Annotated in this window: 24 protein-coding genes; 9 read left to right on the top strand and 15 right to left on the bottom strand. The window is 66.9% G+C overall.

Features of this window, described 5'->3' with window-relative positions; genetic code table 11:
- The first annotated feature begins 121 nt into the window (after positions 1-121).
- The 3 genes from yedE to Q5923_RS00905 all read left to right on the top strand — a co-directional run bounded on the left by yedE (position 122) and on the right by Q5923_RS00905 (position 1,761).
- On the top strand, positions 122-1,207 hold the full coding sequence (gene yedE / locus Q5923_RS00895; RefSeq protein WP_303131504.1) for a YedE family putative selenium transporter: 1,086 nt from the start codon (positions 122-124) through the stop codon (positions 1,205-1,207).
- Between the two features lie 86 nt (positions 1,208-1,293).
- Entirely contained in the window at positions 1,294-1,497 is a 204-nt protein-coding gene (locus Q5923_RS00900; protein WP_303131505.1) for a sulfurtransferase TusA family protein, read from the top strand.
- Positions 1,498-1,500: 3 nt separating this feature from the next.
- Complete coding sequence (locus Q5923_RS00905) at positions 1,501-1,761, top strand: DUF3343 domain-containing protein (RefSeq protein ID WP_303131506.1); 261 nt, start codon at positions 1,501-1,503, stop codon at positions 1,759-1,761.
- A gap of 225 nt (positions 1,762-1,986) precedes the next feature.
- Here the strand turns inward: Q5923_RS00905 and Q5923_RS00910 are convergent, their stop codons facing one another.
- A complete protein-coding gene (locus Q5923_RS00910; protein WP_303131508.1) occupies positions 1,987-2,643 on the bottom strand; it encodes a cupin domain-containing protein in 657 nt (218 codons plus the stop codon).
- 131 nt (positions 2,644-2,774) lie between these two features.
- Positions 2,775-3,155, bottom strand: a complete 381-nt coding sequence (locus tag Q5923_RS00915) for a helix-turn-helix domain-containing protein (RefSeq protein WP_303131510.1) — start codon at positions 3,153-3,155, stop codon at positions 2,775-2,777.
- A 159-nt stretch (positions 3,156-3,314) separates the two neighbouring features.
- Between Q5923_RS00915 and Q5923_RS00920 the strand changes: the two genes are divergently transcribed.
- Positions 3,315-3,953: an NAD(P)-dependent oxidoreductase gene (locus tag Q5923_RS00920; protein WP_303131512.1), complete on the top strand. Its 639-nt coding sequence runs from the start codon at positions 3,315-3,317 to the stop codon at positions 3,951-3,953.
- Positions 3,954-4,098: 145 nt separating this feature from the next.
- On the opposite strand, the gene Q5923_RS00925 is transcribed toward Q5923_RS00920, so the two are convergent.
- The 12 genes from Q5923_RS00925 to Q5923_RS00980 all read right to left on the bottom strand — a co-directional run bounded on the left by Q5923_RS00925 (position 4,099) and on the right by Q5923_RS00980 (position 16,327).
- Positions 4,099-4,890, bottom strand: coding sequence for a DUF1295 domain-containing protein (locus Q5923_RS00925; RefSeq protein WP_303131514.1), 792 nt, complete (start codon positions 4,888-4,890; stop codon positions 4,099-4,101).
- 85 nt (positions 4,891-4,975) lie between these two features.
- The gene (locus tag Q5923_RS00930) at positions 4,976-5,776 is read right to left on the bottom strand and encodes a zinc-binding dehydrogenase (RefSeq protein WP_303131516.1); all 801 of its coding nucleotides are present in this window, start codon (positions 5,774-5,776) and stop codon (positions 4,976-4,978) included.
- Positions 5,777-5,960: 184 nt separating this feature from the next.
- The gene (locus Q5923_RS00935) at positions 5,961-6,710 is read right to left on the bottom strand and encodes an ABC transporter ATP-binding protein (RefSeq protein ID WP_303131518.1); all 750 of its coding nucleotides are present in this window, start codon (positions 6,708-6,710) and stop codon (positions 5,961-5,963) included.
- Complete coding sequence (locus Q5923_RS00940; protein ID WP_303131519.1) at positions 6,707-8,254, bottom strand: glycine betaine ABC transporter substrate-binding protein; 1,548 nt, start codon at positions 8,252-8,254, stop codon at positions 6,707-6,709. The genes Q5923_RS00935 and Q5923_RS00940 overlap by 4 nt, the downstream gene beginning before the upstream one ends.
- Before the next feature lie 7 nt (positions 8,255-8,261).
- Complete coding sequence (locus Q5923_RS00945) at positions 8,262-8,489, bottom strand: 4Fe-4S binding protein (RefSeq protein ID WP_303131521.1); 228 nt, start codon at positions 8,487-8,489, stop codon at positions 8,262-8,264.
- Between the two features lie 15 nt (positions 8,490-8,504).
- Positions 8,505-8,873 carry a pyridoxamine 5'-phosphate oxidase family protein gene (locus Q5923_RS00950; protein WP_303131523.1) on the bottom strand — a complete coding sequence of 123 codons (369 nt, stop codon included), beginning with the start codon at positions 8,871-8,873 and terminating at the stop codon, positions 8,505-8,507.
- A 169-nt stretch (positions 8,874-9,042) separates the two neighbouring features.
- A complete protein-coding gene (locus Q5923_RS00955) occupies positions 9,043-9,990 on the bottom strand; it encodes a magnesium transporter CorA family protein (protein ID WP_303131525.1) in 948 nt (315 codons plus the stop codon).
- A 141-nt stretch (positions 9,991-10,131) separates the two neighbouring features.
- Complete coding sequence (locus Q5923_RS00960; protein ID WP_303131527.1) at positions 10,132-11,007, bottom strand: dioxygenase; 876 nt, start codon at positions 11,005-11,007, stop codon at positions 10,132-10,134.
- Positions 11,004-11,447 (bottom strand): MarR family winged helix-turn-helix transcriptional regulator, encoded by a 444-nt coding sequence (locus Q5923_RS00965; RefSeq protein WP_009279213.1) that lies wholly within the window; start codon positions 11,445-11,447, stop codon positions 11,004-11,006. Before Q5923_RS00965 ends, Q5923_RS00960 begins: the two co-directional genes overlap by 4 nt.
- 423 nt (positions 11,448-11,870) lie before the next feature.
- Positions 11,871-12,635 (bottom strand): nucleoside/nucleotide kinase family protein, encoded by a 765-nt coding sequence (locus Q5923_RS00970; RefSeq protein WP_303131532.1) that lies wholly within the window; start codon positions 12,633-12,635, stop codon positions 11,871-11,873.
- A 9-nt stretch (positions 12,636-12,644) separates the two neighbouring features.
- Positions 12,645-13,703, bottom strand: coding sequence for a ribonucleotide-diphosphate reductase subunit beta (locus Q5923_RS00975; RefSeq protein WP_303131534.1), 1,059 nt, complete (start codon positions 13,701-13,703; stop codon positions 12,645-12,647).
- Positions 13,704-13,807: 104 nt separating this feature from the next.
- A complete protein-coding gene (locus Q5923_RS00980; protein WP_303131536.1) occupies positions 13,808-16,327 on the bottom strand; it encodes a ribonucleoside-diphosphate reductase subunit alpha in 2,520 nt (839 codons plus the stop codon).
- A gap of 513 nt (positions 16,328-16,840) precedes the next feature.
- Here Q5923_RS00980 and Q5923_RS00985 point away from each other — a divergent pair.
- The 5 genes from Q5923_RS00985 to Q5923_RS01005 all read left to right on the top strand — a co-directional run bounded on the left by Q5923_RS00985 (position 16,841) and on the right by Q5923_RS01005 (position 21,679).
- Positions 16,841-17,893: a glucosaminidase domain-containing protein gene (locus tag Q5923_RS00985; RefSeq protein ID WP_303131538.1), complete on the top strand. Its 1,053-nt coding sequence runs from the start codon at positions 16,841-16,843 to the stop codon at positions 17,891-17,893.
- A 48-nt stretch (positions 17,894-17,941) separates the two neighbouring features.
- Positions 17,942-19,498 (top strand): N-acetylmuramoyl-L-alanine amidase, encoded by a 1,557-nt coding sequence (locus Q5923_RS00990; RefSeq protein ID WP_303131540.1) that lies wholly within the window; start codon positions 17,942-17,944, stop codon positions 19,496-19,498.
- Between the two features lie 37 nt (positions 19,499-19,535).
- Positions 19,536-20,162 (top strand): hypothetical protein, encoded by a 627-nt coding sequence (locus Q5923_RS00995; RefSeq protein WP_303131542.1) that lies wholly within the window; start codon positions 19,536-19,538, stop codon positions 20,160-20,162.
- Between the two features lie 212 nt (positions 20,163-20,374).
- Positions 20,375-20,782 carry a hypothetical protein gene (locus Q5923_RS01000; RefSeq protein ID WP_062531149.1) on the top strand — a complete coding sequence of 136 codons (408 nt, stop codon included), beginning with the start codon at positions 20,375-20,377 and terminating at the stop codon, positions 20,780-20,782.
- 111 nt (positions 20,783-20,893) lie between these two features.
- Complete coding sequence (locus Q5923_RS01005; RefSeq protein ID WP_009279205.1) at positions 20,894-21,679, top strand: ZIP family metal transporter; 786 nt, start codon at positions 20,894-20,896, stop codon at positions 21,677-21,679.
- A gap of 138 nt (positions 21,680-21,817) precedes the next feature.
- On the opposite strand, the gene Q5923_RS01010 is transcribed toward Q5923_RS01005, so the two are convergent.
- Positions 21,818-22,852 (bottom strand): alpha-hydroxy-acid oxidizing protein, encoded by a 1,035-nt coding sequence (locus Q5923_RS01010; protein ID WP_303131544.1) that lies wholly within the window; start codon positions 22,850-22,852, stop codon positions 21,818-21,820.
- Between the last annotated feature and the right edge of the window lie 16 nt (positions 22,853-22,868).

The raw sequence follows: 22,868 nt of genomic DNA on the forward strand, positions 1-22,868 counted from the left end.
CTGTACGCGCGACGCTGGCGGGAAAGGCCCGGCAAGCTCAAACATTGTCAGCATACGATAAATAATCGTTATTCGTCTACAAAAACAACGCTCGTGAGAAGACGGCAGAAAGGAGACAGGCGTGGACGCAAAGAGGGAGAAGGCGGCGATCGTTGCGGGAGGTGCGGTGATAGGCGTCATCGCGTCTCTCCTCGTGTACTTCGGCAACCCCGGCAACATGGGCTTCTGCATCGCCTGCTTCATGCGCGACACCGCAGGTGCGCTGGGCCTCGACTCCGCCGCGGCGGTCCAGTACATCCGCCCCGAGATCATCGGCCTCATCCTGGGCAGCACGGTCATGGCCGTCGCGAACAAGGAGTTCGCCCCCAAGGGCGGAAGCGCCCCCGTCACCCGCTTCGTGCTGGGGTTCTTCGCCATGGTCGGCGCCCTCATGTTCCTCGGCTGCCCCTTCCGCATGATCCTGCGCCTCGCGGGCGGCGACCTCAACGCCGTCTGGGGCATCGTGGGCTTCGTCCTGGGCATCGCCTGCGGCGTCGTCTTCCTCAACCGCGGCTACAGCCTGGCCCGCTCCCACAAGATGGGCGTCGTCGAGGGTTCCGTCATGCCCGTCATCGCCCTCGTCCTGCTGGCGCTGGCCATCGCCGCTCCCGAGTTCGTCCACTTCACCGAGGCGGGCAAGGGTCCCGGCGCCCTGCACGCCGCCCTGGGCATCAGCCTCGTCGCCGGCCTGGTCGTCGGCGCCATCGCCCAGCGCACCCGACTCTGCATGGTGGGCGGCGTCCGCGACCTGATCCTCTTCCGCGACAACAAGCTCATCCTGGGCTTCGTGGCCATCTTCGCGGCGGCGCTCGCGACCAACCTCGTCCTCACCGCGGCGACCCCCGGCACCTTCTTCAAGCTGGGCTTCGCCGAGCAGCCCATCGCCCACACCGACGCGCTGTGGAACGCCCTGGGCACCTTCCTGCTGGGCCTCTCCTGCGTGCTCCTGGGCGGCTGCCCCCTGCGCCAGACGGTCCTCTCGGGCGAGGGCAACTCCGACAGCACCATCACCATCCTGGGCCTCGTCGCCGGCGCCGCCTTCTGCCACAACTTCGGCCTCGCCTCCAGCGGCTCCGGCCCCACCTTCAACGGCATGGTCGCCACGGTCCTGGGCATCGTCGTGGTCCTGGGCATCGCCTACGCCAACAGCCTCTCGCGCAGCGAGTAGCACTCCGACATCCCGGGCCCTCGCAAGAATCGGCGGGCCTGGTCGGGGACGCTCCCGGCCGGGCCCCGACAAAGATAGGAGAACCAATGAAGACCATTGACGCACGCGGGCTTTCCTGCCCCGAGCCCGTCGTTCTCACCCGCAACGCCCTGCGCGACGAGGCGGAGCTCGAGGTGCTGGTGGACAGCCCCGCCCCGCGCGAGAACGTCTCTCGCTTCGCCCGCAGCCAGGGCTGCGCCGTCGAGGTCGCCGACGCCGAGGACGGCTGGCGCATCTCCATCAGGCGCTAGATGATGGCGCAGAGGCGCCTCGTCGCCACCTTCGTCTCGCACTTCGCGGCCATGCGCTTCCGCGGCCTCTGCCAGAAGGCGGGCTGGGAGGTGGAGCTCATGCCCGTGCCGCGCTCGCTCAGCAGCAGCTGCGGCACCTGCGCGAGCTACGTTCCGGGCACCGCCGAGGAGCTGCTCCCGGCGGGAGCCAAGGAGGACGAGCTCGAGCTCGTGGCAAGGGAGTCAAAAGACGGCTTCGAGGTCGTCTGGAGGCATGAGGGCTAGGCGGCGCGACAGCACGTCCGGGCCCCTAGCGGCCCATCTAGCCTAACCAGGCATTTCGACGCACCCGATCTTGCAGTCGTGGACAGAATCGTCGTAGGAATGCCCCACATGCGTCCACGAACGCAAGATTCGTCCATGGCAAAGGTCCACCTATGCAATGCGGCCCGGTCAGGCGAGAGCAAGCTCGCTCGACCGGGCCGCACACGTACGATGCCGGAACCTCCCCTACTCTCCCAGCGTCAGGAGCAGAGCCATCTTGAAGCGCTTGTCCGCGCGCACGTAGTGGCGTCCGCCCGCGTCGAACTTGAAGTTCTCTCCGGCGTGGATGAGGTGCTCCTCTCCCTCGTAGCCGATGGTCGCCTCGCCGTCCAAGGCAAAGACGATGGCCTCTCCCGGAGCGGAATGCTCGCTGAGCCCCTGGCCCGCGTCGAAGCTCATGAGGGCGAGCTTCATCCCCGCGTTGTGCGCGAGGTCCATGTTCACGATCGACCCGTCCTGGTAGGGCAGGAGGTCGGCCAGCCTGAGGACCTCCCCCGCCTTGAGCACCTCGTTCATCCGCGCTTCCCTTCCTACGTTCACCTCTACGTACCCGCACCCGACCCCCGTCCGCACGCCTACGGGCACGTCGACGGGGGTGACGGCGAGCTCGCCGGCCCCGAGGGTGGTCGCCTCTCCCCCACTGGCATAGAGCTCGAGCGAGCCGCCCTGCACGAGCACCAGCTTGGGCGTCGCATAGCTTTCCGCGCTGATGTCCGTGCCCGCCGCGAGGGCGAAGCCCAGGGGCGCACCGTCGGGCCGTGCGAGCTTGGAGGAGACCGTGCATCCCGGAGGGGCCACGAGCTCCTTCGCAAGCGAGAAGGTCCTACCTGCCTCTATGTCCATGTGCCTCAGCTCCCATATGACTTGGCTCCCTGGTCTTTCCGCACGCTGGGAGTCTGCCCGTTTCGCGCCAAATGATACGCTGACAGGGGCATATTTTTCGCATTCAGCCCGGGCGCGCGGGGCGCGGGCGGCTAGTCCCCGGACGCGCGCCCTCGGTATGCCTCGCCCCAGCCTCGCATGGCATCGATGACGGGCCCCAGGCTCCGCCCCAGTTCCGTGAGGCCGTACTCGACGCGCGGCGGGACCTCAGGGTACACGCGGCGCACCACGAGCCCGTGCTCCTCCATGTCGCGCAGGTTGGTGGTGAGCACCTTCTGGGAGATATCTCCCACGGAACGCCGCAGCTCCCCGAAGCGACGGGAGCCCCCCAGAAGGTCGCGCAGGATGAGCAGGCGCCACTTGCTGCCTATGAGCTGGGCCGTAGTCTCGACGGGACAGGCAGGAAGGTCCTCCAGACGCGGACGGACGTCGTTGCGATGTTCCACGTAGGGCTCCTGCATTGTTGCAATCATGAAAGATTCTCCCTTCTTGTCTGTGCACGTAAAGACTATTAGTTACTTATTGTAACCTATGATACGTAAAGGTTCCTACTTACCGATTAATTGCAGACATCCTGGCATAGGGCACGCAAGAAGGAAAACAGGCATCACGCCAGACGGGAGATATGGACCATGAAGAAGAACATCGCAGTCGTGGCGGCGGACGGCCGCGTGGCGCGCAAGGTCATCACCGAGGCCGTGGGTCGCGGTTGGGACGTCACCGCCTTCGGCCGCAGGGACCACAACAGCGGAGACGCGCAGACCTACGTCAAGCGCGACATCTTCGACCTCACGGCCGAGGACCTCGCGGGCTTCGACGCGGTCGTGGACGCCTTCGGCGCCCACACGCCCGAGACCCTGCCCCTGCACTCGACCACCCTCAAGCACCTGCTCGACCTCCTGAGCGGCACCGACGTGCGCCTGGTCGTCGTGGGAGGCGCGGGCTCCCTCTACGTGGACCACGAGCACAAGGTGCAGCTCTATCAGACGCCGGACTTCCCCGACGCCTTCAAGCCCACGGCCCTGGCCCAGGTCAAGACCCTGGACGAGATCCGCGGGCGCGACGACGTGAGATGGACCTTCATCTCGCCCGCGGGCGACTTCCAGGCCGACGGCGAGCGCACCGGCTCCTACATCCTGGGCGGGGAGGAGCTGACGCTCAACGGGCGCGGCGAGTCCACCATCAGCTATGCCGACTTCGCCCTGGGCCTCGTGGACGAGATCGAGTCGGGCGACCACATCCGGCAGCGCATCTCGTTCGTGCGCAAGTGAGCCGCCCGCGACCGGACGTCTGAGCCCGGAACCGCGCGGACGGATTGAACGACCAGCCCTGGGCATCGTTACATGACGGAGCCCCAGGGCTGGTCGTTTGCACGTGGCGTATTTTGCACGTAGCGCAGTTTGCACGGAGGCCAGGCTAGCCCTTGAGCCACTCGTAGCGCTCGACGCTGTAGAGCGGGACGAAGGGCAGGATGATGGGCACGCGCCTCACGTAGGCCTGGTACTCTGGGTCGTCGCCGTAGTTCTTGTTCTGGCGGATCTCGAGCCGGCAGGCGCCGCCGAACATCACGTAGGCGATGGCGAGGTAGCCCGCGATTGCCGCAAGCCACTGCCAGGGGCCATGGAGGGCCGTCACGCCCGACACGAAGACGCCTGTCCAGCAGAGAAGCTCTCCCAGGTAGTTGGGGCAGCGCACGAAGGAGAAGAGGCCCTTGTCGCAGAAGCGGTGGGGGTCCAGGCGCTTCTGGGCGCTCTTCTGGAGGTCCGCGGCGGACTCCAGCACGATGCCCGCGAGCATGACTGCCGCGCCCACGACGGTCAGGGCGTCGAAGCCCGCGCGCGCCTGCAGGCGGAAGAGCACGGGAGAGACCTGGCAGGCGTACATGAGGGCCACCGTCGCCCAGACGAGCGCCTGAACGGGCCTTGACAGGCCGGACCCGTCGTTGACCTGCGTCGCCATGACCTTGTTGTAGGCGGCACTGCGACGCTCCCGCAGCAGCAGGTAGACGCCCAGCCTGAGGCCATAGGCCACGAGGAGCAGGCACATGAAGAGCGAGACGGGGTTGGCCGCGGGGCCAAAGCTCACGAGCAGCGCCACGCCCAGGGCGGCGATGGAGAAGCCGTAACCCAGCGAGATGAACCAGACGAACTTGCGGAACCCGATGGAGCTCACGACGAGCGCGAGCAGGAACAGCAGCAGAAAGCCCATGCGACACACTTCCGACGATTTTTGACCTGACGTCGAAACAGTATGCCCCTTCTGCTGGCGTGCGAGTCCCGGACGCCTTCCGTTCCTAGTCGTTCACCACGACGACCTTCCCAAAGCCCCTCTCGCCCTCGAGGAAAGAGTGGGCCTCGGCCATGTGGGAGAGCGTGAATACGCGCACAGGTGCAACGTCCAGCTTGTGGGCCTCCACGAAGGAGAGAAGCTCATCCAGGCGGCCCTGGTCCACGTTGCCCGAATAGAAGCTCGTGAGGTAGCCGTTGGGCGGAAGGTCGACGATGGGGTCGAAGCCGTCCATGTACCACACGCCGCCGAGCTGGCCCGTGCTGCAGACGATGCCACCCCTGCGCAGGTGCAGGCAGCTGTCCTGGAGCGTCGCGGGACCTATGAGCTCGAGCACGCGGTCGAGCGGGCGACCCTCCAGGCGCAGGCGCCCACCCTCGTCGAGCACGGCCTCATCGAAGCCCTCCTCGAGCAGAGCTGCCATCCTCGTCGTCGTCCTCGTGCTCCCCAGGAGCCGCAGATGCGGAAGCGCCGCCCGCGCGAGACGCGCGAACGCGATGCCCACCCCACTCGTCGCGCCCCTGACGAGCACGGCCTGCCCATCCTCCAAGCGCAGGTTTCCAAGCGACCCGAAGGCGGTGTAGTAGGTTTCGGGTATCGCGGCAAGCAGTTCCCAGGGAAGCGACGACTCCACGGGATAGGCCTGGTCGTTGGGGATGAGCGCATACTCGGCGTAGCTGCCGTCAAAGGCGCGTCCCATCTCGCCCATGAGGGAGACGACGCGTTGGCCCACGGGCAGGCGGACCTCGTCCGTGCTGATGGCGACCTCGCCCACGCACTCGATGCCCAGCACGCGAGGGAAGCGCACCGAGGGCGAGAGCCCTTGCGCGTGAAGACCTCGGAGTGGTTGAGGCCACGGGCCATGACGTGCACGAGTGACCAGCCTGGACGCGGCTCCGGAACCGGAAGCTCCTCCTCCACCAGCCTCTCCGGTCCTCCCGGCTTGCGAATGACGATCGCCCTCATCGTGTCTGGCACCCTCATGGGTCCCCCTATCTGCTCGCGACCAGCTGGCGAACGAAGTCGGTGGCGGGATGCGTCACGAGCTCGTCGGGCTCGTCATATTGCTGCAGCACGCCTCCGTCTACCACCGCTATCCGCGTCGCGAGGCGCAGGGCCTCGCCTATGTCATGCGTCACGAAGACGACGGTGATGCCCGTCTCGTCGAAGATGCGCCTCAGCTCGCGTTGAAGCTGGGAGCGCGTGATGGCATCCACCGCCCCGAAGGGCTCGTCCATGAGCAGGATGTCCGGCGAGGCCGCAAGGGCGCGCGCTATGCCCACGCGCTGCTGCTGCCCACCCGAGAGCTCGTCGGGGTAGCGGTCCAGCAGCCCCTCGTCGAGGCCTACGATGGCCATCCACTTGCGGACAGCCCCCCTCGTCCGCTCGCGGTCATCCCCGTTCCACAGGCGGGGGACGTAGGAGATGTTCTCTTCCACGTTCATGTGGGGAAAGAGCACGCTGCCCTGGATGGCGTAGCCAATGTTGCGCCTGAGAAGAACGAGGTCCTGTCCGCGCACGTTGCGACCGTCCACGATGACGTTGCCAGAGCTCGGCTCGACCAGGCCGTTGACCATCTTGAGGAGGGTGGTCTTGCCGCCGCCCGACGATCCGATGAGACAGACGAACTCCCCACGGCCTATGTCCAGGGAGACGTCGTCGACCACGACCTTTCCCTCGTACTCCTTGCTGACGTGCTCGAAGCGTATGGCGACGTCCCTCTCTTCGACAAGCTCGCTCATTGCAGCAGGCCCTTCCTCTCGAGGAACTCGCGGGCGACGTCCTCGGGCTCCCTGTCCTCGCCCTCGACCGCGTGGTTCATGGCCGACATGTCCTCGTCCGTGATGGTGTCGTCGAGCTTCGAGAGGATCTGGCGAAGCTCGGGGTGCTCCTCCAGCACCTGGCTGCGCACCACGTTTCCGCAGAGGTAGGAGGAGAAGAAGCGCCTGTCGTCCACGAGGACCACGGCGTCGGACGTGCTCAGCTGGCCGTCCGTGGTGAACACGACCATGGCGTCTATCTGGCCCTCGGCGAGCGCCTGGTACTTGAGGCCTATGTCCAGGTCCATGGTCTTACCGAAGCTCATGCCATAGGCGTCGCACAGCGCCCGGTAGCCGTCCTCGCGCTCGAAGAAGTCGTACTCTGCCCCCAGCCTCAGCTGGCCGGCAACGTGCGCGAGGTCGGAGTAGCTGCTGATGCCATAGCGCTCGGCGACCTCCCTGCGCACCACCAGGCCATAGGTGTCGTTGAAGCCGTACATGCCCAGCCACTCGAAGCCGAGCCTGTCCGCGTATTCCTGCCGCAGCTGGTCGAAGAGCCCCTCGGAGTAGGCTCCCTCCTTCTTGAGCACGGCGTTCCAGGCGGTGCCCGTGTACTCGGGGTAGATGTCAAACTCACCGGACTCCATGGCGGGCTCGATATTGGAGGTGCCGCCGCCCACGCCTTCGGTGAGCTCGACGGTGAGGCCGCTGTCATGCTCGATGAGGTCCTTGAGCATGTACCCCATGACGTACTGCTCGGTCATGGGCTTCGTGGCGACGCGAATGGCGGGGCTCGTGGCGGGAGCCAACGCGCGCACGACGCCCACGAGCGCTCCGACGACCACGACGGCGGCAAAGGTGGCAGCCATCCTCCTGTTGGTCGCCCTCCCCTTGGTGCCGCGCATGCCCACCCTGCGCTCCACGAAGCCCAGCACCATGTCGACGAGCAGGGCGAGCAGGGCCGTAAGCAGGCTGCCGTCCATCGTCATGGCGGCGTTGTTGGTGGTGATGCCCCGGTAGATGGCCACGCCGAGCCCACCCGCTCCGATGAACGAGGCGATGCCCGCCAGGGCGATGGTCATGGTCGCCATGCTGCGTATGCCACTCATCACGTAGGGCAGGGCGAGGGGCAGCTTGACGCGCCGCATGATCTGCCCGTCGGTCGAGCCCATACCGCGGGCCGCCTCGATGAGCGTGGGGTCTATGTTGCTGAGACCGGTGTAGGTCGCCCGCACCATGGGGAGCAGCGCATACATGGTGAGGGTGATGACCGCCGTGACGTTGCCCACTCCCGAGAAGGGGATGAGGAAGCCCAAGAGGGAGATGGAGGGGATGGTGTAGAGGAAGTTGACCAGGGCGAGCGAGGGCTTCGCCATGCGCTGGTGCTCCGCCATGAGGCCACCGAAGAGGCCGCCCAGGACGAGCGCCACCGCGATGGCAACGCCGGATATCGCGAGGTGCTCGAGTGCCAGTTGGGCGAAGAAGTCGCGACGCTCCGCGAGCAGGCTCCACATGGACGCGATCATGGTGCTCCTATCTGCGTTCGATGGCCGAGACGGGGCAGAGCTCGAAGCAGCGGCCGCAACGCAGGCAGGCCTCCTGGCGGATGAGGAAGGGCTCCCCCGCCTCGATGCACTTCTGGGGACACGACCTTTGGCAGCTGCCACAGCCCATGCAGGCGTCCGTGATTTGGAAGCCCCTCTCACGCACGGCGCCGCCGCCCAGGGCCAAGCTCTGCCTGAAGACGGGCTCGCGACCCAAGTCGAAGAGCTCCAGCTAGCCGGAGTCGAGGAAGAATGCCTCGAGGACGTAGCGACTCTCGCCAGGATACACGCCCTCCATGGAGGGGTTCTGCTCGAAGATGCGGTCTATCGTCTGCCTCTGGAGGGCATCGGGAAGGCGCTTCGCCTCGCCGCTGAGGCGTACGGACTGCCACTGTCCGTTGAGGCCGGCTATCGCCACCTGCGGGAAGCGCAGCAGCTGAGCATGGAAGTCCTTGCCGCGCGCGGTGCAGAAGTAGAGCCTGCCGTCCTCCACGAGCATCACGTCTATGACGCGAACCTGTGGAAGTCCCCTCTCGTCCACCGTCGCGAAGCAGACGTCCCGCATGTCCCTCAGCATCTGAAGCAGCTCCGTGGCCTGCATCTCTCCCCCGTTCCAAGGTCCTCCCCTGGGTACGATTCTCCTGCCTGCGCGTCGTGGCGGGAAGTAGGCACCTTTGGGTAAGCATGAGAGAGGATCGGTCGCGTCGAGGGCGGCGGAGCCGGCGAAACCCATGGAGAGGGACCTTCGACGTGACGGACCTGCAACGCGCCTAGAAGACGCGCCTCTTCTTGAGCAGCCACATGATGAGCACGCAGACGAGGGCTGTGACGACGCAGATTATGGTGAAGCCATGCGTCACGTTGGCGAGCGGCATCCACTCGTCGCTCACGTTCATGCCATAGAAGCCCGAGACGATGGTGGGGATGGAGAGGACGACCGTTATCACCGTGAGGCGTCGCATCACGTCGTTGAGGCGCAGGTCCATGACGGACGACATGAGGTCGCGCGTGCCGTCGATCACGTTGCGGTAGATCTGGGCCATCTCGAGTGCCTGCTGGTGCTCCACGATGGCGTCCTCGAGGAGTTCGTCCAGGCCCTCGTGGCGCAGGAGCCGCGGACAGCGCCTGAGCCTTCCCAGGGCGTTGGCGTTTCCCTGCAGGGAGGTGGAGAGGTACACCAGCGAGAACTCGAGCCCATGGAGGGAGAAGAGGTCGGCCTCGCTGATGGAGCGGTCCATGCGGCCCTCGAGCGCGAGGCGGCGACGGTCGATGTCTGCCAGGACCTGCTGGTAGAAGACGCCCAGGCGCAGGAGGATGGTGCAGACGAAGCGACTGTGCCTCCAGGTGGAGAAGCCCCTCACCTTGCCGGACGAGAAGTCGTCCAGGAGCGCGAAGCGCTCGGAGCAGATGGTGATCACGTTGGACTTGGTGAGGATGATGCAGAGGGGCACGGTGTTGCGGGCGCGCTCGCCGTGGGTCTCCCCCGCCGAGGGGACGTCGACGAGGATGAGCAGGGAGTCGTCCTCGTACTCGTACTCGACGCGCGCCTTCTCCTCGGGGTCGATGGCAGCGAGGACGTCGTCGCGCTCGAGGTCGAAGGTCCTAGCGACGAGGTCGACCTCGTCGAGCGTGGGCGCGCAGAGGCGGACCCACGCGCCGTCCCCCATGTCTTCCACGCGGGAGGTCACGCGATTCTCGGTGCGATATGCCTCGATCACGCTTCCTCCCCCGGACTCACGGCCTGGCCCCTGCATCCAGTCGAGCCTAGCACAGGACACGCCCCCGACCGGAGATGCTCCGACAGGGGGCGCGGCGGTCGGCCGCGAGCGAGCAGCCGGCCAGTCGTGTCCGTCCGAGGGCTACCCCTGCCCACCCATGCCGAAGGCGTAGCCCGTCATGGCCATGGACCCCAGGTTGATCTTGTGGTTGAACACCAGGGGGCTCTCGCCCTCTGCGGCACCCATTACGAAGGGCAGCGGGAGGAAGTGGTCCGGCGTGGGAACGGCGTAGTCCGCGTCGGGGAGGCTTGCGTACGAGAGGACCGCATCGTCGTCGCGCCCCTCGACGGCCGCGGTGACGCGGGCCTCGAAGCGCTGGGCCTGGGGCGTGCCGCCGGGGTTGTGCCAGTCGGCCTCGTAGAGGTTGTGGACCACGTTGCCGGAGCCCATGACGAGGTAGCCTTCGTCGCGGAGGTGGGCAAGCCCCTGGCCCAGCCGGTAGGCGTAGCGGGCGTCCTCGTCGCCGTTGACGGAAATCTGGACGACGGGGATCTTTGCCCCCGGGAACATGTGGACGAGGGGCGCCCAGGTCCCGTGGTCGATGCCCCAGTTGTCGCTCGCCGCGACCTCGATGCCCTTGGTGGCAAGGACGGCGTCGGTGAGCGCGCGATGGCCCGAGGGCTCGTACTTGAGGGCATAGAGCTCGTCAGGGAAGCCGTACATGTCATAGATCTGGCGGGGCCTCTCGGCGCTTTGGACCCAGCTTCCATGCGTGTACCAGTGCGCGGACGCCATGAGGATGGCCCTGGGCGTGCCAAACTCCTCGACCACCCTCCGGCCCAGCTGTGACATGCCCTCCGTGAGCTCGTCGTGACGCAGGGCGATCATGGGGTCGCCGTGGCCCACGAAGATGGCGGGCATCCTTCCGCGTCCGGTGTACGCAGCGGGCTCGGTCGTGGCCGCGTTGGGCGTGGCCTCCGCCGCACCGTTGGGCGTGGCCTCGTTTCGTGCTGTCATGATTCCTCCCTCTGCCCGCGACCGTCGTCACGGGCCACCTTGCTCAGAAGCAGCCAGAGCTGGCGCTTCTCGCCTTCGTCCAATGCAGAGAACCGCCTGCCGATGGCCCCCATCACCCGTGGGTAGGTCGCGCGCACGAGGGTGCGGCCCGCCTCGGTGAGGCTCACCATGTGCACGCGTGCGTCCGTGTCGGAACGGCCCAGGCTCACCAGTCCGTCGCGCTCGAGGTTGCGTGCCACGAGGGGCACGTTGCCCTGGGTGCCGAAGATGGCCGCCTGGATCCCGCCCATGGAGAGGGGACCGTGCGCGTCCAGCGCCTCGAGTACCTCGAACTGGGTGAGTGTGAGGCCGGAGGGACGGACCTCCGCCGCGCTCTCGCGGAAGATGCGGTTGCGGGCCCTGCTCAGGGCAGCGAAGAGGTAGTCGTCGGCGCTTGGCATGGATGGTCACGCTCCCTTCGGACTGGCCGGATTCCGTTGGCTGGTGTCCTTCTCTTGTCGACTGGTGTCCTTCTCTTGTCGACTGGTGTCCTTCTCCCCCGAACGCGGCAATTTATACCTAACTAGTTGTTTCAAGGGAGAATTGCCGCCCTTCTCCCCGTTCTCTATGCAACTTCCTGACTCTGACGCGCCTCTCCCCCGTTCTCTATGCAACTCTCTGACTTCGTCGAGGCGTCAACTGGCCTTTTGTTAGGGCAATTTCAGAGAAAGGCATAGAGAACGGAGCTGGATACGGGAGTAGGAGCTGGGGGCGGGAGCTGGGGGGCGGGGTTGGACGGGATGACGGTGGGCGGCATGGAGCTGAGGGATGGAGTGGAGCTGGGGAGCGCGTCGAGAAGAGCGGCGCCGGGGTCGAGCGAGGGGTCAGCCCAGATGCCAGGTGTGGTCGGCGGGGAGGCTGTGGCCCAGCACGAGCTCGACGTTCCTGCGGTCGCTCCTCTGGTAGTGCGCCTCCGCCTCCTTGGGCGTGGAGCCACCGGCCACCTTGCGCGCGACGAGCCGCCGGTGCAGGACCTCAGAGTCCTCCCGCAGCATGACGGAGACGTCGCAGAGCTCGCGCAGCCCCCTCCAGCCAGGCTCGTCCAGCAGCAGGTAGTTGCCCTCCACGAGCACGACCTCGCTCTCGACCCAGGGCCCCTCCGCACAGACGTCGTGGGTCGCCCGGCTGTAGCTAGGCCAGCGCAGGCGCTCCCCCGCCCTGAGGCGACGCAGCGTCGCCTCCAGCGCCTCGACGTCGAAGGTCTGGGGCGCGCCCTTTACGCTCCTCAGGGACGGGGCGGCAGGGTCGTCCCCCAGGTGGTGGGCGTCGAGCCAGACGTTGGGCCGGTGGAAGCCGTCCATTCCCAGCGCCTGCAGGGGAGCCAGCCCCTCTCGCCCGCACGAAAGCCCTTGGAGGAAGCTCGCGAGCGTGGACTTGCCCGCGCCGGGAGGCGCTGCCAGGAAGGCCACGACCCGCTTGCCGCCTGCCCGCGCCTCGTCGCGAAGCGAGGTCAGCTCGCGCAGGAAGGGCAGGAAGAGACCCTCCACGTCCTCGCGCGCATAACTCGCGAGAACCTCCTGGTCGTTTATGAGGAGGGGCAGCTCGACCCGAAGACCGCTCTTCCCCCCTTGTGACTCTGGCGAGAGCAACGACATCCCCTACAGGTCGTCGACCAGGGCCGTGGACTTGGCGTAGGCCGTGGAGCGGGCCTCGAAGAAGTCCGTCTTCACCATGTTGGCGTTGGAGTACTGCCTGACCCAGGCCATGTCCTCCGGCTCGTGGCGCGCATCCTCGAAGAGGTAGCCGTAGCCCAGGGCGTTCCAGCGGAGGTTGCCCAGGTAGCGCACGTAGCCTTCCACCATGTCGCCCGTGAGGCCAGGAATCTGGTCGCCGATGACATAGCGGCCCCAGGCGACCTCCTGGCGCGCGCCCTCCTCGAGCATGGCGCGCAGCTCCGCGACCATCCGCTCGTCGAAGAGCTGCGGCTCCTCCTTCTGGAGCTCGCCGATGATGTTGCGGAAGAGCCAGAGATGGGTGTTCTCGTCGCGGTTGATGTAGCGGATCTCCTGGGCGCTGCCGGGCATCTTGCCGTTGCGAGCCAGGTTGTAGAAGAACATGAAGCCCGAGTAGAAGTACACGCCCTCGAGGATGTAGTTGGCCATGACCACGTGCAGGAAGGCACGCGCGTCCTGGTGCTCGACGAACTCGTTGTAGTTGTCGCCGATGAAGGTGTTGCGCCTCAGAAGGTGCTCGTCGTCGCGCCACTGGTAGAGGATTTGGTTGCGCTTCTCGGGCGAGCAGATCGTGTCGAGCATGTAGGAGTAGCTCTGGGAGTGCACGCACTCCTGGAAGGTCTGGATGCCCAGGCAGAGGTTGACCTCGTTTGCCGTGACGTACGCGCTCACGTTGGGGAGGTTGGCGCTCTGGAGGGAGTCCAGGAACACCAGGAAGCTCAGTATCTTGTCGTAGGCGCTGCGCTCTGCCTCGCTGAGGCGCGGGTAGTCCTTCACGTCCTGGGCCAGGTTGATCTCCTCCGGGACCCAGAAGTTGTTCATGGCCTGGCGGTACCAGTCGCTCACCCAGCCGTAGCGCATGTTGTTGAAGTCGTTGAGGTTGGTGGTGTTGCCGCCGATCATGCGGCGGTCGCGGACCTCGATGTCCCCCTGGGGATTGAAGAGCACCTTGCGCACGAGGGCGCTGGACTTCTCTATGGCCATGGCCTGCCTTTCTGTTTGGCGTGATGAAGCGATGCTGGCGTAGCGAAGCGGCACGGCAAGAATATACGCTCCGGGCGACCCGTGAGTCTGACGGGGCGCGCCCACTACGACGAGCAGCTCTCGCACTCCTCCACCTCGAGGGACTTGGAGCGCACGTAGTAGACGGTCTTGACGCCGCGCTCCCAGGCCTCGACGTAGAGGGCGAGCACCTGCCTCATGGTGAACTCGTTGGTGATGTAGAGGTTCATGGACTGCGCCTGGTCGATGTGGCGCTGCCTCACGCCCGCCGCGCGCACCGACCAGCTCTGGTCGATGAGGTGGGCGGGCTTGTAGTACCAGTAGGTGCCCACGCTGAGCTCGGGGGCGATGCGCGGCAGCATCATGCCCTTCTTCTCCTCGAGGAAGAAGCGCCTCATGATGGGGTCGAGGCCCGCCGTGGTTCCCGAGAGGATCGAGGTCGAGCTGGTGGGGGCGACGGCCAGGAGGTAGGCGTTGCGCATGCCCTGCCCGGCCACGCGGGCGCGCAGCACGTCCCACTCGCCTCCGACGTAGCCGCGCTTGTCGAAGTAGGCGCCGGTCTGCCAGTCGGAGCCCTCGAAGAGCTCGTAGGCGCCCTTCTCCGCGGCGAGGTCGCTCGAGGCCTCGATGGCGTGGCGGTTGATACGCTCGAAGACGTCGTCCACGAACTCCAGATGCTCCTCGCTCTCCCACCTGACGTGGCGCTTGGCCAGCATGTGGTGGTATCCGCTCACGCCCAAGCCGATGGAGCGGTAGCGGTGGTTGGTGATCCTCGCATAGGGCAGCGCGTAGAAGTTGAGGTCGATCACGTTGTCGAGCGCGCGCACCACGGAGCGCACGGTCTGCCTGAGCTCGGCGTCGTCCTCCACGTCGATGCGGCCGAGCGAGAGGGACGCGAGGTTGCAGACCACGAAGTCCCCCGGGCGCGTGGTGCTCACCACCATGGTGTCACCGTCCGAGGTGACGACCTCGCGCGAGACGGACTCCATGGCGGAGGTGTTCTGGGCGATCTCGCAGCAGAGGTTGGAGCAGTAGATCATGCCCGCGTGCGGGTTGGGGTTGGCCCGGTTCACCGTGTCGCGCATGAAGGCGAAGGGCGTGCCCGTCTCCACCGCGGAGCGCAGGATCAGGCGCACGACCTCGCGGATGGGCATGCTGCGCTTGGGGATGCGGGGGTCCGCCACGCAGTCGAGGTAGCGCCTCTCCCACTCGTCGCCGAAGTAGTCCTCGATGGCATAGCCCTTGACGGTCAGGACGTCATGCGGGTCCATGAGGTGCCACTCCTGCGACATGTCCTCCTTGGCCATCCTCCAGAAGAGGTCGGGGTAACAGACCGCGGGGAAGACGTCGTGGGCCTTCATGCGTTCGTCGCCGTTGTTGGTGCGCAGCTGCAGGAACTCCGGCAGGTCGCGGTGCCAGGCATCGAGGTAGACCGCGACGGCGCCCGAGCGCACGCCCAGCTGGTCCACCGCCACGGCCGTGTCGTTGATCACGCGGATCCAGCGTACGACGCCGCCCGCGGCGCCCTTGTAGCCGCGGATCGAGCCGCCCGCCGCGCGCACCTTGCCCAGGTACATGCCCATGCCGCCACCGTACTTCGAGACCTGCGCGAAGTTGTCGACCGAGCGGTAGATGCCCTCGAGGGAGTCCGGCACCGTGTCGATGAAGCAGCTCGAGAGCTGGTGCTGGGGCCTGCGCGCGTTGGAGAGCGTGGGCGTGGCCATGGTCACCTTGAGCTGGCTCAGCATGTCATAGAAGCGGGCGACCCACCCAAGCCGGACGCCGGGGTCCTCGCGCAGGGCCAGGTGCAGGGCGATGCCCAGGAACATCTCCTGCGGGGTCTCCAGCGCCTCCCCCTCGAAGGAGCGGATGACGTAGCGGCGCAGGACCAGGTCCATGCCCGCGTAGTCGAAGAGGTCGTCACGGGAGTCGTCGACGAGCGCCTGGGCCTCGTCTATCTCTGCCCTGGTATAGCCCTCGAGGATGTATTCGCCATAGAGCCCGAGGTCGGTGAGAAGGCGCAGCTTGTCATAGAAGGAGCCCGCGGAGCGACCCGCCATGAGGGCCGCGACCCTGCGGTGGTGTCCGTAGGCGAGGATGCGTGCGGCAACGTAGCTCCACTTGGGGGTGTCCTTGCTGGTGAGCTCCACCGCGGCACGCACCAGGGCGTCAAGGCGACCGTCGGCATCGAGCTCGTCGGTGAGAAAGCCGCGGAAGCGGCCGAGGAGCGACGCCGTGGCGTACTCCTCGTCCAGGAAGTCGTGCTGGATGCGGGCGATCACGGGCGAGAGGCCCTCGTCACCCACGAGCCGCACGATCTCCCGGCGCTGCTGGCGAAGCTCGCTGCGGCGGGAGCGGTACAGGATGTAGGCCTTGGCCTGCGCGAAGTGCCCCTCGCGCATGAGCGCCTCCTCGACGAGGTCCTGGACCTGCTCGACCGTGGTGGCGCCCTCCTCGGCCATGCGGGCTTCGACCGCGGTGACGAGGGCCTCGAGCTCGTCCCCGGCGAGCTGGGCCGACGTGGCGGCGAAGGCCTTTTGGATGGCGCGGCCGACCTTGGAGGGGTCGTATTCCTCCGTCGAGCCGTTTCTCTTGACTATCTGCATCGTTGCTCCCGTTGTTGCGGCGCAGATGGGGCGTGCGCGATTAATTGACCCAGTGACAATAGCATATCTTGGCCCCAGGACATGCGAGCGCATGCAACATCTCGTTGCTGATTTTGTGCCACGCACAATATGTTGGTGAAAACAGCAATTCAAAGAGCAGCTAGGGGCCTGCCAGGACGGACGCGCCGCGATATGGGAGGCTAGTTCGGGTCGCGCGTTGGTGCGCGTCCGCACGGCCCGTTGCGGCAGCCTCTCGCGCAAATGGCATGTGGCTTGCGCGGGAAAGGCGCATAACACCAGGTCGTTGGGAATTGGCGCGCAGACCACGAGCAGCTTGTGCGTGACATATGCGATGCACGACCCCCGCCCCATGCCATGCGGAGTCGTACACAATCGGCATATCCACACAACTGAAAAATACGTGTGGCTCTTACGCACAAAAGCGCAGGTCAAGGGCATTCGACCATGCCGCTGCTAGAATGTTCAGCCTAAGCCTATCGAAAGGACATCGCCATGAAGCATGCCCCCGGCACAAGCGTCGCGCTTGCGGCGGCATCCGCCTGTCTCGCGCTCGCAATCGGGATGGCAGCGGCCTCCCCCGCCCTCGCGCAGAACTCCGGCGCCTCCATCGACATGCAGCGCCTCTACAACCCCAACTCAGGCGAGCACTTCTACACCGCAGACACCTCCGAGGCCAGCGGGCTCGTCAGCCTGGGATGGCGCCACGAGGGCTCCGGCTGGGTGGCGCCCCAGAAGTCTTCGACGCCGGTCTATCGCCTCTACAACCCCAACGCGGGCGACCACCACTACACGACAAGCGTCGAGGAGAGGGACGTCCTGGTCGAGAAGAGCTGGAACTACGAGGGAGTGGGCTGGTACTCCAGCGACAACAAGTCCGTCGCCGTCCTGCGCCAGTACAACCCCAACGCAAAGGCGGGCGCGCACAACTTCACGACCAGCAGCGCCGAGAACGACAACCTGGTCAATGCCGGCTGGAACGCCGAGGGCGTGGCTTGGTACGCCGTGGCCGAGGGGAAGCCCGCCGTCGACGGGGCCATCATGGGGGTGAGCGACGTGTCACCGCAGAGGATGGCGTCCTGGTTCAAGTCCAAGGGCGGCAGCTATCCCACGAGCATCGAAGCGAAGGGAGGGGCGGCCACGATCGAGGACTTCACGAGGATTCTCTGCGAGGAGGCCGCCGCCGAGGGCGTGCGTGCCGAGGTCGTCTTCTGCCAGTCCATGATCGAGACCGGCTGGTTGCGCTATGGCGGGGACGTGATTCCCGAGCAGTACAACTACGCCGGCATCGGCACCACGGGGGACGGCGTGAGGGGCGCCTACTTCGCCAACGTGCGAGAGGGGCTTCGCGCCCAGGTACAGCACCTCAAGGCCTATGCCTCGACAGAACCCCTCGTCAACGCGCAGGTCGACCCGCGCTTTGGCCTGGTGAGCCGCGGCGTGGCGCCCACCGTGTATGACCTGGGCGGAAGGTGGGCGGTTCCCGGCAAGACCTATGGCACGGACATCGCCTCGCTCATGAACGAGCTCGCCAACTACAAGGCTTAGCAGCTCGACGCCAGGACTGCCGGCGCCGACGACGAAACGGATGGTTAGATGGAACTGAGCAAGAAGAGAGGAAGGGCCCTCCTCGCCCTGGCACTCACGGCCGTGCTGGGCATGGGCGTGACGCCCGCCTGGGCGGGCGAGCCCACGGAGGGACAGAACGTGGTAGCTGGGGAGACCACGGCCGAGCAGGCGGAGACGTCCGCGCCCATGCTGGATGCGGAGGACGCGGGTGAGGCTGCGGCTCCGCAGGAGCTTGCGCTTCCCGCCCAGGAGGCGCCTCTCCCCGAGGAAGCCAAGTCGCCCGCCCCTGCCGACGAGAACGAGGCACAGGCAACGGACGCCGAGGTAGGCTCCGCGCCCGCAGGCGACGGGACGAAGACCGACCAGCAGGAGGCGACCAAAGCGGAGCCCACCACCAAAGCCGCCGAGCAGACGCCCGCCTCCGGCGATGGCGCTGATGACGGCAGCGGCTCGACCATGGCCGAACTCGAGGAGCTCTCCAAGACCACGAACGTAGACGAGCTCGTGGCGAGCAAGGCGCAGGTCGTGCGCGACGAGGCGCCCCTGCAGCTTCGCAAGCTCGCCAAGACCGCATCCGTCAAGTCGATCGAGATGATGCGCCTCTACAACCCCAACTCGGGCGAGCACTTCTACACCAGCAACGCGGAGGAGGTGGCGAACCTGCGCTCCCTGGGATGGAGGCTCGAATCCGTCGGCTGGGTCGCGCCAGAGACCTCAAACGTCCCGGTCTATCGCCTCTACAACCCCAACGCGGGCGACCACCACTACACCACCAGCGCCGAAGAGCGCGACGACCTCGTCAGGCTGGGATGGCACGACGAGGGCATAGGCTGGTACTCGGACTCCGGCGAGACCGTCGCGCTGCTGCGCCAGTACAACCCCAACGCCAAGGCGGGCGCTCACAACTTCACGACCAGCGAGGAAGAGAACGACAGCCTGGTCAGGCTGGGCTGGCACGCCGAGGGCATCGGCTGGTACGCACTGGCGGCCGGCTACGCCATCGACCCCAAGGAGACGAGCTACATCTATCTGGATGCCGGGCACGGTTGGCAGAGCAACAGGCCGACCAAGTGGGACCCAGGCGCACAGGGCAACGGATACGACGAGGCAGACCTGACCCACGACCTCACCGCGAGGGTCGCAAAGTACGCCCGCGAGCTCTATGGCCTACGCGTCTACAACAATGGGGATGCCGGTCCGTCACTCGTTGACTACTCCGGACGCCAGGCAGACGCCAAGAGCCGCGGCTGCACCTCGCTGGTCTCAATCCATTTCAACGCCGGCGAGGGCGCGCGCGCCACCGGCTACGAGAGCTACCGCCACGAGAGCGTGCCCAACCCGCGTTCCGCCCGGCTCCAGTCCATCATGCACGCGCAGCTCGCCTCCACGGGCCTGCGCAATAGGGGCGCACGGAGCGCAGACTTGGCCGTGGTGAGCGGTCGCAACGACGGCCTTCCCGCGACCCTGCTCGAGATCTGCTTCGTCACGAACCCCTACGACATGCGCCAGTACATGGCAAACCGGGACAAGGTCGCACGCGCCCTCGCCAAGGGCCTTTACGAGGCCGCGCAGGCCGGCTTCTGATCGACCAGCCCAGACCGAACGCCCAAGGAGGACACGGATGAGAAGGAACGTGCTCGCGCCCCGCGCCGCCAGCATCGCCCTGGCGGGACTGTTGGCCCTGAGCCCCCTGACACTCGCAGGCTGCGACCAGCAGCAGCCTGCGACGCCCGCCGAAAGTGACGCCCAGCAGACGGAATCCAAGGACTCCAAAGCGACGGACGGAAAAGACGGCTCGGCTACCGGCGACGAGGGCAAGGACACCCAAGCCACCGTCACGGCAGACATGGGCAAGGGAGACACGCTCGTGTCTCTCACCAACTCCCTCGGCTTCGACATCAGCTCCGTCGCCGTCAAGGACGCCGCCGCCCAGGACTTCGACGCGACGAACAGCTTCGACGGGGTCGACCTCGCGGACGGCGACACCAAGACCCTCGCCTACGAATCGGTCCAGGGGGCCGGCAGCTACGACCTCAGACTCGGCGTCGGTCCCGACAGCTACTTCCTCGTCAGGGGCGTTGACCTCGCAAACGCCAAGGACGTGAGGCTCCTCATGGACGAGGGCGTGGCCTACGTGAGCTACACCGACGCCACGACCGGCGAGGAGAGGAACAACCACGACGAGGTCGTCGCCGCCGCGATGGACCCCGACCTCCCGACCTACGACAAAGAGACCCAGAGGGACTAGCCCCCTAGCGCTCGCGCGCAAACCAAGGGAAGCCTGCGCGCGATTCCGCGAAAGGCCTGCTCGCGTCGAGGGGCCGCGCAAACCAGGAATGGGCTGTGCGGCCCCTACTGCTACCGTCCGCCCGTTTGGGGCCCCGGCTCGGACCCCAGCCTTCCCCTCGGCTAGTACACTTGCAGCTCGAGTCCGTATTTCCCGACCGCTCCGGAGGTCACATGAGCGCAAACCTCAACAAGATCAAGTACGTCGCCATCGCCGCCATCGCACTGGGCGCCATGGGTCTCTTCCTGGCCGTCCTCTCGCTCACCCAGACGCCGCTGCTCGCGGCCCGATGGGCGTTTGCGGTGGGGTCCGCCAGCTCCATCGTGCTGGGCATCCACTGCCTCACGATGCTGGGCGGCGTCGCCGTGGGGCAGCGCGTGCGCGACGCGGCCTCCATCTCGCTGCTTGTGAGCCTCTTCTGCTCCTTCGTCGTGGTGGTCCCGCCCCAGAAGGCGCCGCGCCTCCCCCTGCACCTGCTGCTCATCATGCTCGTCATGACGGCAGCGCTCGTGCTCTATTCCACCGGCCGCGACACCGCGGCGCTCGAGCGCATCGGCAGCAGGAAGAAGAAGGCAAAATAGCAGTAGATTAGTCGCAATTCGAGGCATAGCGCCCACTCCAGAGGGGTAGCCTGTAGCGGGGTCCATCGGGCCCCGCTCATCTTGCACGCGCCATCCGTCAGGAGCACTCACATGCCAGAGGTAGCACAGGGGCTCGCCATCCCCTTCGCCGGAACAACGCTGGGCGCCGCCATGGTCTTCTTCGCCCGCAGGCAGATGGGACGGGAGGTGCAGAGGGCGCTCACCGGCTTCGCCGCCGGCGTCATGGTGGCGGCCTCCATCTGGAGCCTCATCATCCCCGCCATCGACGACTCCGCCAGCCTGGGCAGCTTCGCCTTCATGCCCGCCCTCGTGGGCTTCTGGGCGGGGACCCTCTTCCTGCTGCTGCTCGACAGCATCCTCCCCCACCTGCACCTTGGAGCGAAGGACGACGAGCCGGAGGGCATCAGGACCCGCCTGCAGCGCACCACCCTCATGGTGCTCGCCGTCACCATCCACAACATCCCCGAGGGCATGGCCGTCGGCGTCGTGTACGCGGGCTGGCTCACCGGCAACTCCGGCATAACGCTCGCCGGCGCGCTCGCGCTCTCGCTGGGCATCGCCATCCAGAACTTCCCCGAGGGCGCCATCATCTCGCTGCCGCTGCGCGCCGAGGGCGCCAGCAAGGGCCGCGCCTTCCTGGGAGGATTCCTCTCGGGCGTGGTCGAGCCCATCGGCGCCGTCCTCACCATCATGGCCGCGCGCCAGGTCGTGCCCCTCCTCCCCTACCTCCTGAGCTTCGCCGCGGGAGCCATGATGTACGTCGTGGTGGAGGAGCTCATCCCCGAGATGAGCGAGGGGGAGCACTCCAACGTGGGTGTGCTCATGTTCGCCCTCGGCTTCACCGTCATGATGACCCTGGACGTGGCCCTGGGCTAGGAAAGGGGCGTCGTCGGGCGAGAGGGACGTCCCGCCTCGACCCGAAGGGCGTCACCTCGCAGAGCTGCCCCCGTGGCCCTAAGGCTACGGGGGCAGTCGCATGCCCGGGGCTTGGCGGGCGGTACGCGGTCCTTGGCCCTACACCTCAAGGAGCATGTCGCGCGTGACCTCCGCCACGCCTCGCGCCCCGCACATCGCCATGGCGTCCACGAGCTCCGCCCTGAGCTGGGCGAGGTACGCGCGCACGCCCTCCTCCCCTCCTCCAAAGGCGGCGACGGCCACGGGGCGGCAGACCAGCGCCGCGTCCGCGCCCAGCGCGAGCGCGCGAAAGAGGTCGACGCCGCTTCTGATGCCGCCGTCCACCAGCACGCAGAGCTCCCCTCCCACGGCGTCCACGACCGACGGGAGCACCTCCGCCGTGGCGGGCACCCCGTCCAGGACGCGACCACCGTGGTTCGAGACCACGATGGCGTCGACGCCCGCCTCGAGCGCCTTGAGCGCCCCGCGCGGGCCCAGGATGCCCTTCGCGACGAAGGGGACGCCCGCCCCGTGGCAGGCGTCCGCGAGCTCGCGGAGCTGGGCCACGTCCTTGGGACCCGCGGGAGGCTGCTGACCCCTGAGGAAGGGCAGCCCCGCGCCGTCCACGTCCATGGCGACCGCCGCGGGGTGCGCCGCGAGGGCGGGCTCGAGCTTCTTGAGGACCGCGCCCATCGACCAGGGCTTGATGGTGGGGATGCCCGCGCCGCCGAGGCCGGCTATGAGGCCACAGGCGCGCTCGTGCACCTCGGGCCTGAGGCCGTCGCCCGTCCAGGCGAGAGTCCCCTCGGCCTTGGCGGCACGCAGGACCATGCCGTTGTAGTCCAGGTCGTCCAGCTCGTCACCGTAGTGGCGGTGCACGTCTCCCAACGGGGCCACCATGAGGGGGAGCGAGAGGCGCCTGCCCAGGAAGTCGCAGGATGGGTCGGGGTCGCTGCCGTCGCTGGCATAGAGGGTGTCCATCACGAGCCGCCAGCGCTCCCACGCCTCGAAGTTGCGGATGGCGACGGTTCCCGAACCCTTGGCGCCGGGGCCCGGCACGCCGCCTCCGCAGGCCCTGCCGTTGCAGGTCGGGCAGGCCTTGCAGACCGGTCCCATGTGGCCGCGCGCGGCGATGGCAAGCTCCCTGTAGCCCATGTCCCTCTCCCCCAGA

Origin of the sequence: uncultured Olsenella sp. (assembly GCF_959602185.1) — a bacterium.
GTDB lineage: Bacteria > Actinomycetota > Coriobacteriia > Coriobacteriales > Atopobiaceae > Olsenella_I > Olsenella_I phocaeensis.

Excerpts from the sequence above, each read along its gene's own strand:
- Q5923_RS01000 (WP_062531149.1), top strand. The coding sequence starts at position 20,375 with ATGAGCGCAAACCTCAACAAGATCAAGTACGTCGCCATCGCCGCCATC.
- Q5923_RS00920 (WP_303131512.1), top strand. The coding sequence starts at position 3,315 with ATGAAGAAGAACATCGCAGTCGTGGCGGCGGACGGCCGCGTGGCGCGC.
- Q5923_RS00925 (WP_303131514.1), bottom strand. The coding sequence starts at position 4,890 with ATGGGCTTTCTGCTGCTGTTCCTGCTCGCGCTCGTCGTGAGCTCCATC.
- Q5923_RS00975 (WP_303131534.1), bottom strand. The coding sequence starts at position 13,703 with ATGGCCATAGAGAAGTCCAGCGCCCTCGTGCGCAAGGTGCTCTTCAAT.
- Q5923_RS00960 (WP_303131527.1), bottom strand. The coding sequence starts at position 11,007 with ATGACAGCACGAAACGAGGCCACGCCCAACGGTGCGGCGGAGGCCACG.
- Q5923_RS01005 (WP_009279205.1), top strand. The coding sequence starts at position 20,894 with ATGCCAGAGGTAGCACAGGGGCTCGCCATCCCCTTCGCCGGAACAACG.
- Q5923_RS01010 (WP_303131544.1), bottom strand. The coding sequence starts at position 22,852 with ATGGGCTACAGGGAGCTTGCCATCGCCGCGCGCGGCCACATGGGACCG.
- Q5923_RS00910 (WP_303131508.1), bottom strand. The coding sequence starts at position 2,643 with ATGGACATAGAGGCAGGTAGGACCTTCTCGCTTGCGAAGGAGCTCGTG.
- Q5923_RS00950 (WP_303131523.1), bottom strand. The coding sequence starts at position 8,873 with ATGCAGGCCACGGAGCTGCTTCAGATGCTGAGGGACATGCGGGACGTC.
- Q5923_RS00995 (WP_303131542.1), top strand. The coding sequence starts at position 19,536 with ATGAGAAGGAACGTGCTCGCGCCCCGCGCCGCCAGCATCGCCCTGGCG.
- Q5923_RS00985 (WP_303131538.1), top strand. The coding sequence starts at position 16,841 with ATGAAGCATGCCCCCGGCACAAGCGTCGCGCTTGCGGCGGCATCCGCC.
- Q5923_RS00915 (WP_303131510.1), bottom strand. The coding sequence starts at position 3,155 with ATGATTGCAACAATGCAGGAGCCCTACGTGGAACATCGCAACGACGTC.
- Q5923_RS00900 (WP_303131505.1), top strand. The coding sequence starts at position 1,294 with ATGAAGACCATTGACGCACGCGGGCTTTCCTGCCCCGAGCCCGTCGTT.
- Q5923_RS00940 (WP_303131519.1), bottom strand. The coding sequence starts at position 8,254 with ATGATCGCGTCCATGTGGAGCCTGCTCGCGGAGCGTCGCGACTTCTTC.
- Q5923_RS00990 (WP_303131540.1), top strand. The coding sequence starts at position 17,942 with ATGGAACTGAGCAAGAAGAGAGGAAGGGCCCTCCTCGCCCTGGCACTC.
- Q5923_RS00965 (WP_009279213.1), bottom strand. The coding sequence starts at position 11,447 with ATGCCAAGCGCCGACGACTACCTCTTCGCTGCCCTGAGCAGGGCCCGC.
- Q5923_RS00980 (WP_303131536.1), bottom strand. The coding sequence starts at position 16,327 with ATGCAGATAGTCAAGAGAAACGGCTCGACGGAGGAATACGACCCCTCC.
- Q5923_RS00935 (WP_303131518.1), bottom strand. The coding sequence starts at position 6,710 with ATGAGCGAGCTTGTCGAAGAGAGGGACGTCGCCATACGCTTCGAGCAC.
- Q5923_RS00905 (WP_303131506.1), top strand. The coding sequence starts at position 1,501 with ATGGCGCAGAGGCGCCTCGTCGCCACCTTCGTCTCGCACTTCGCGGCC.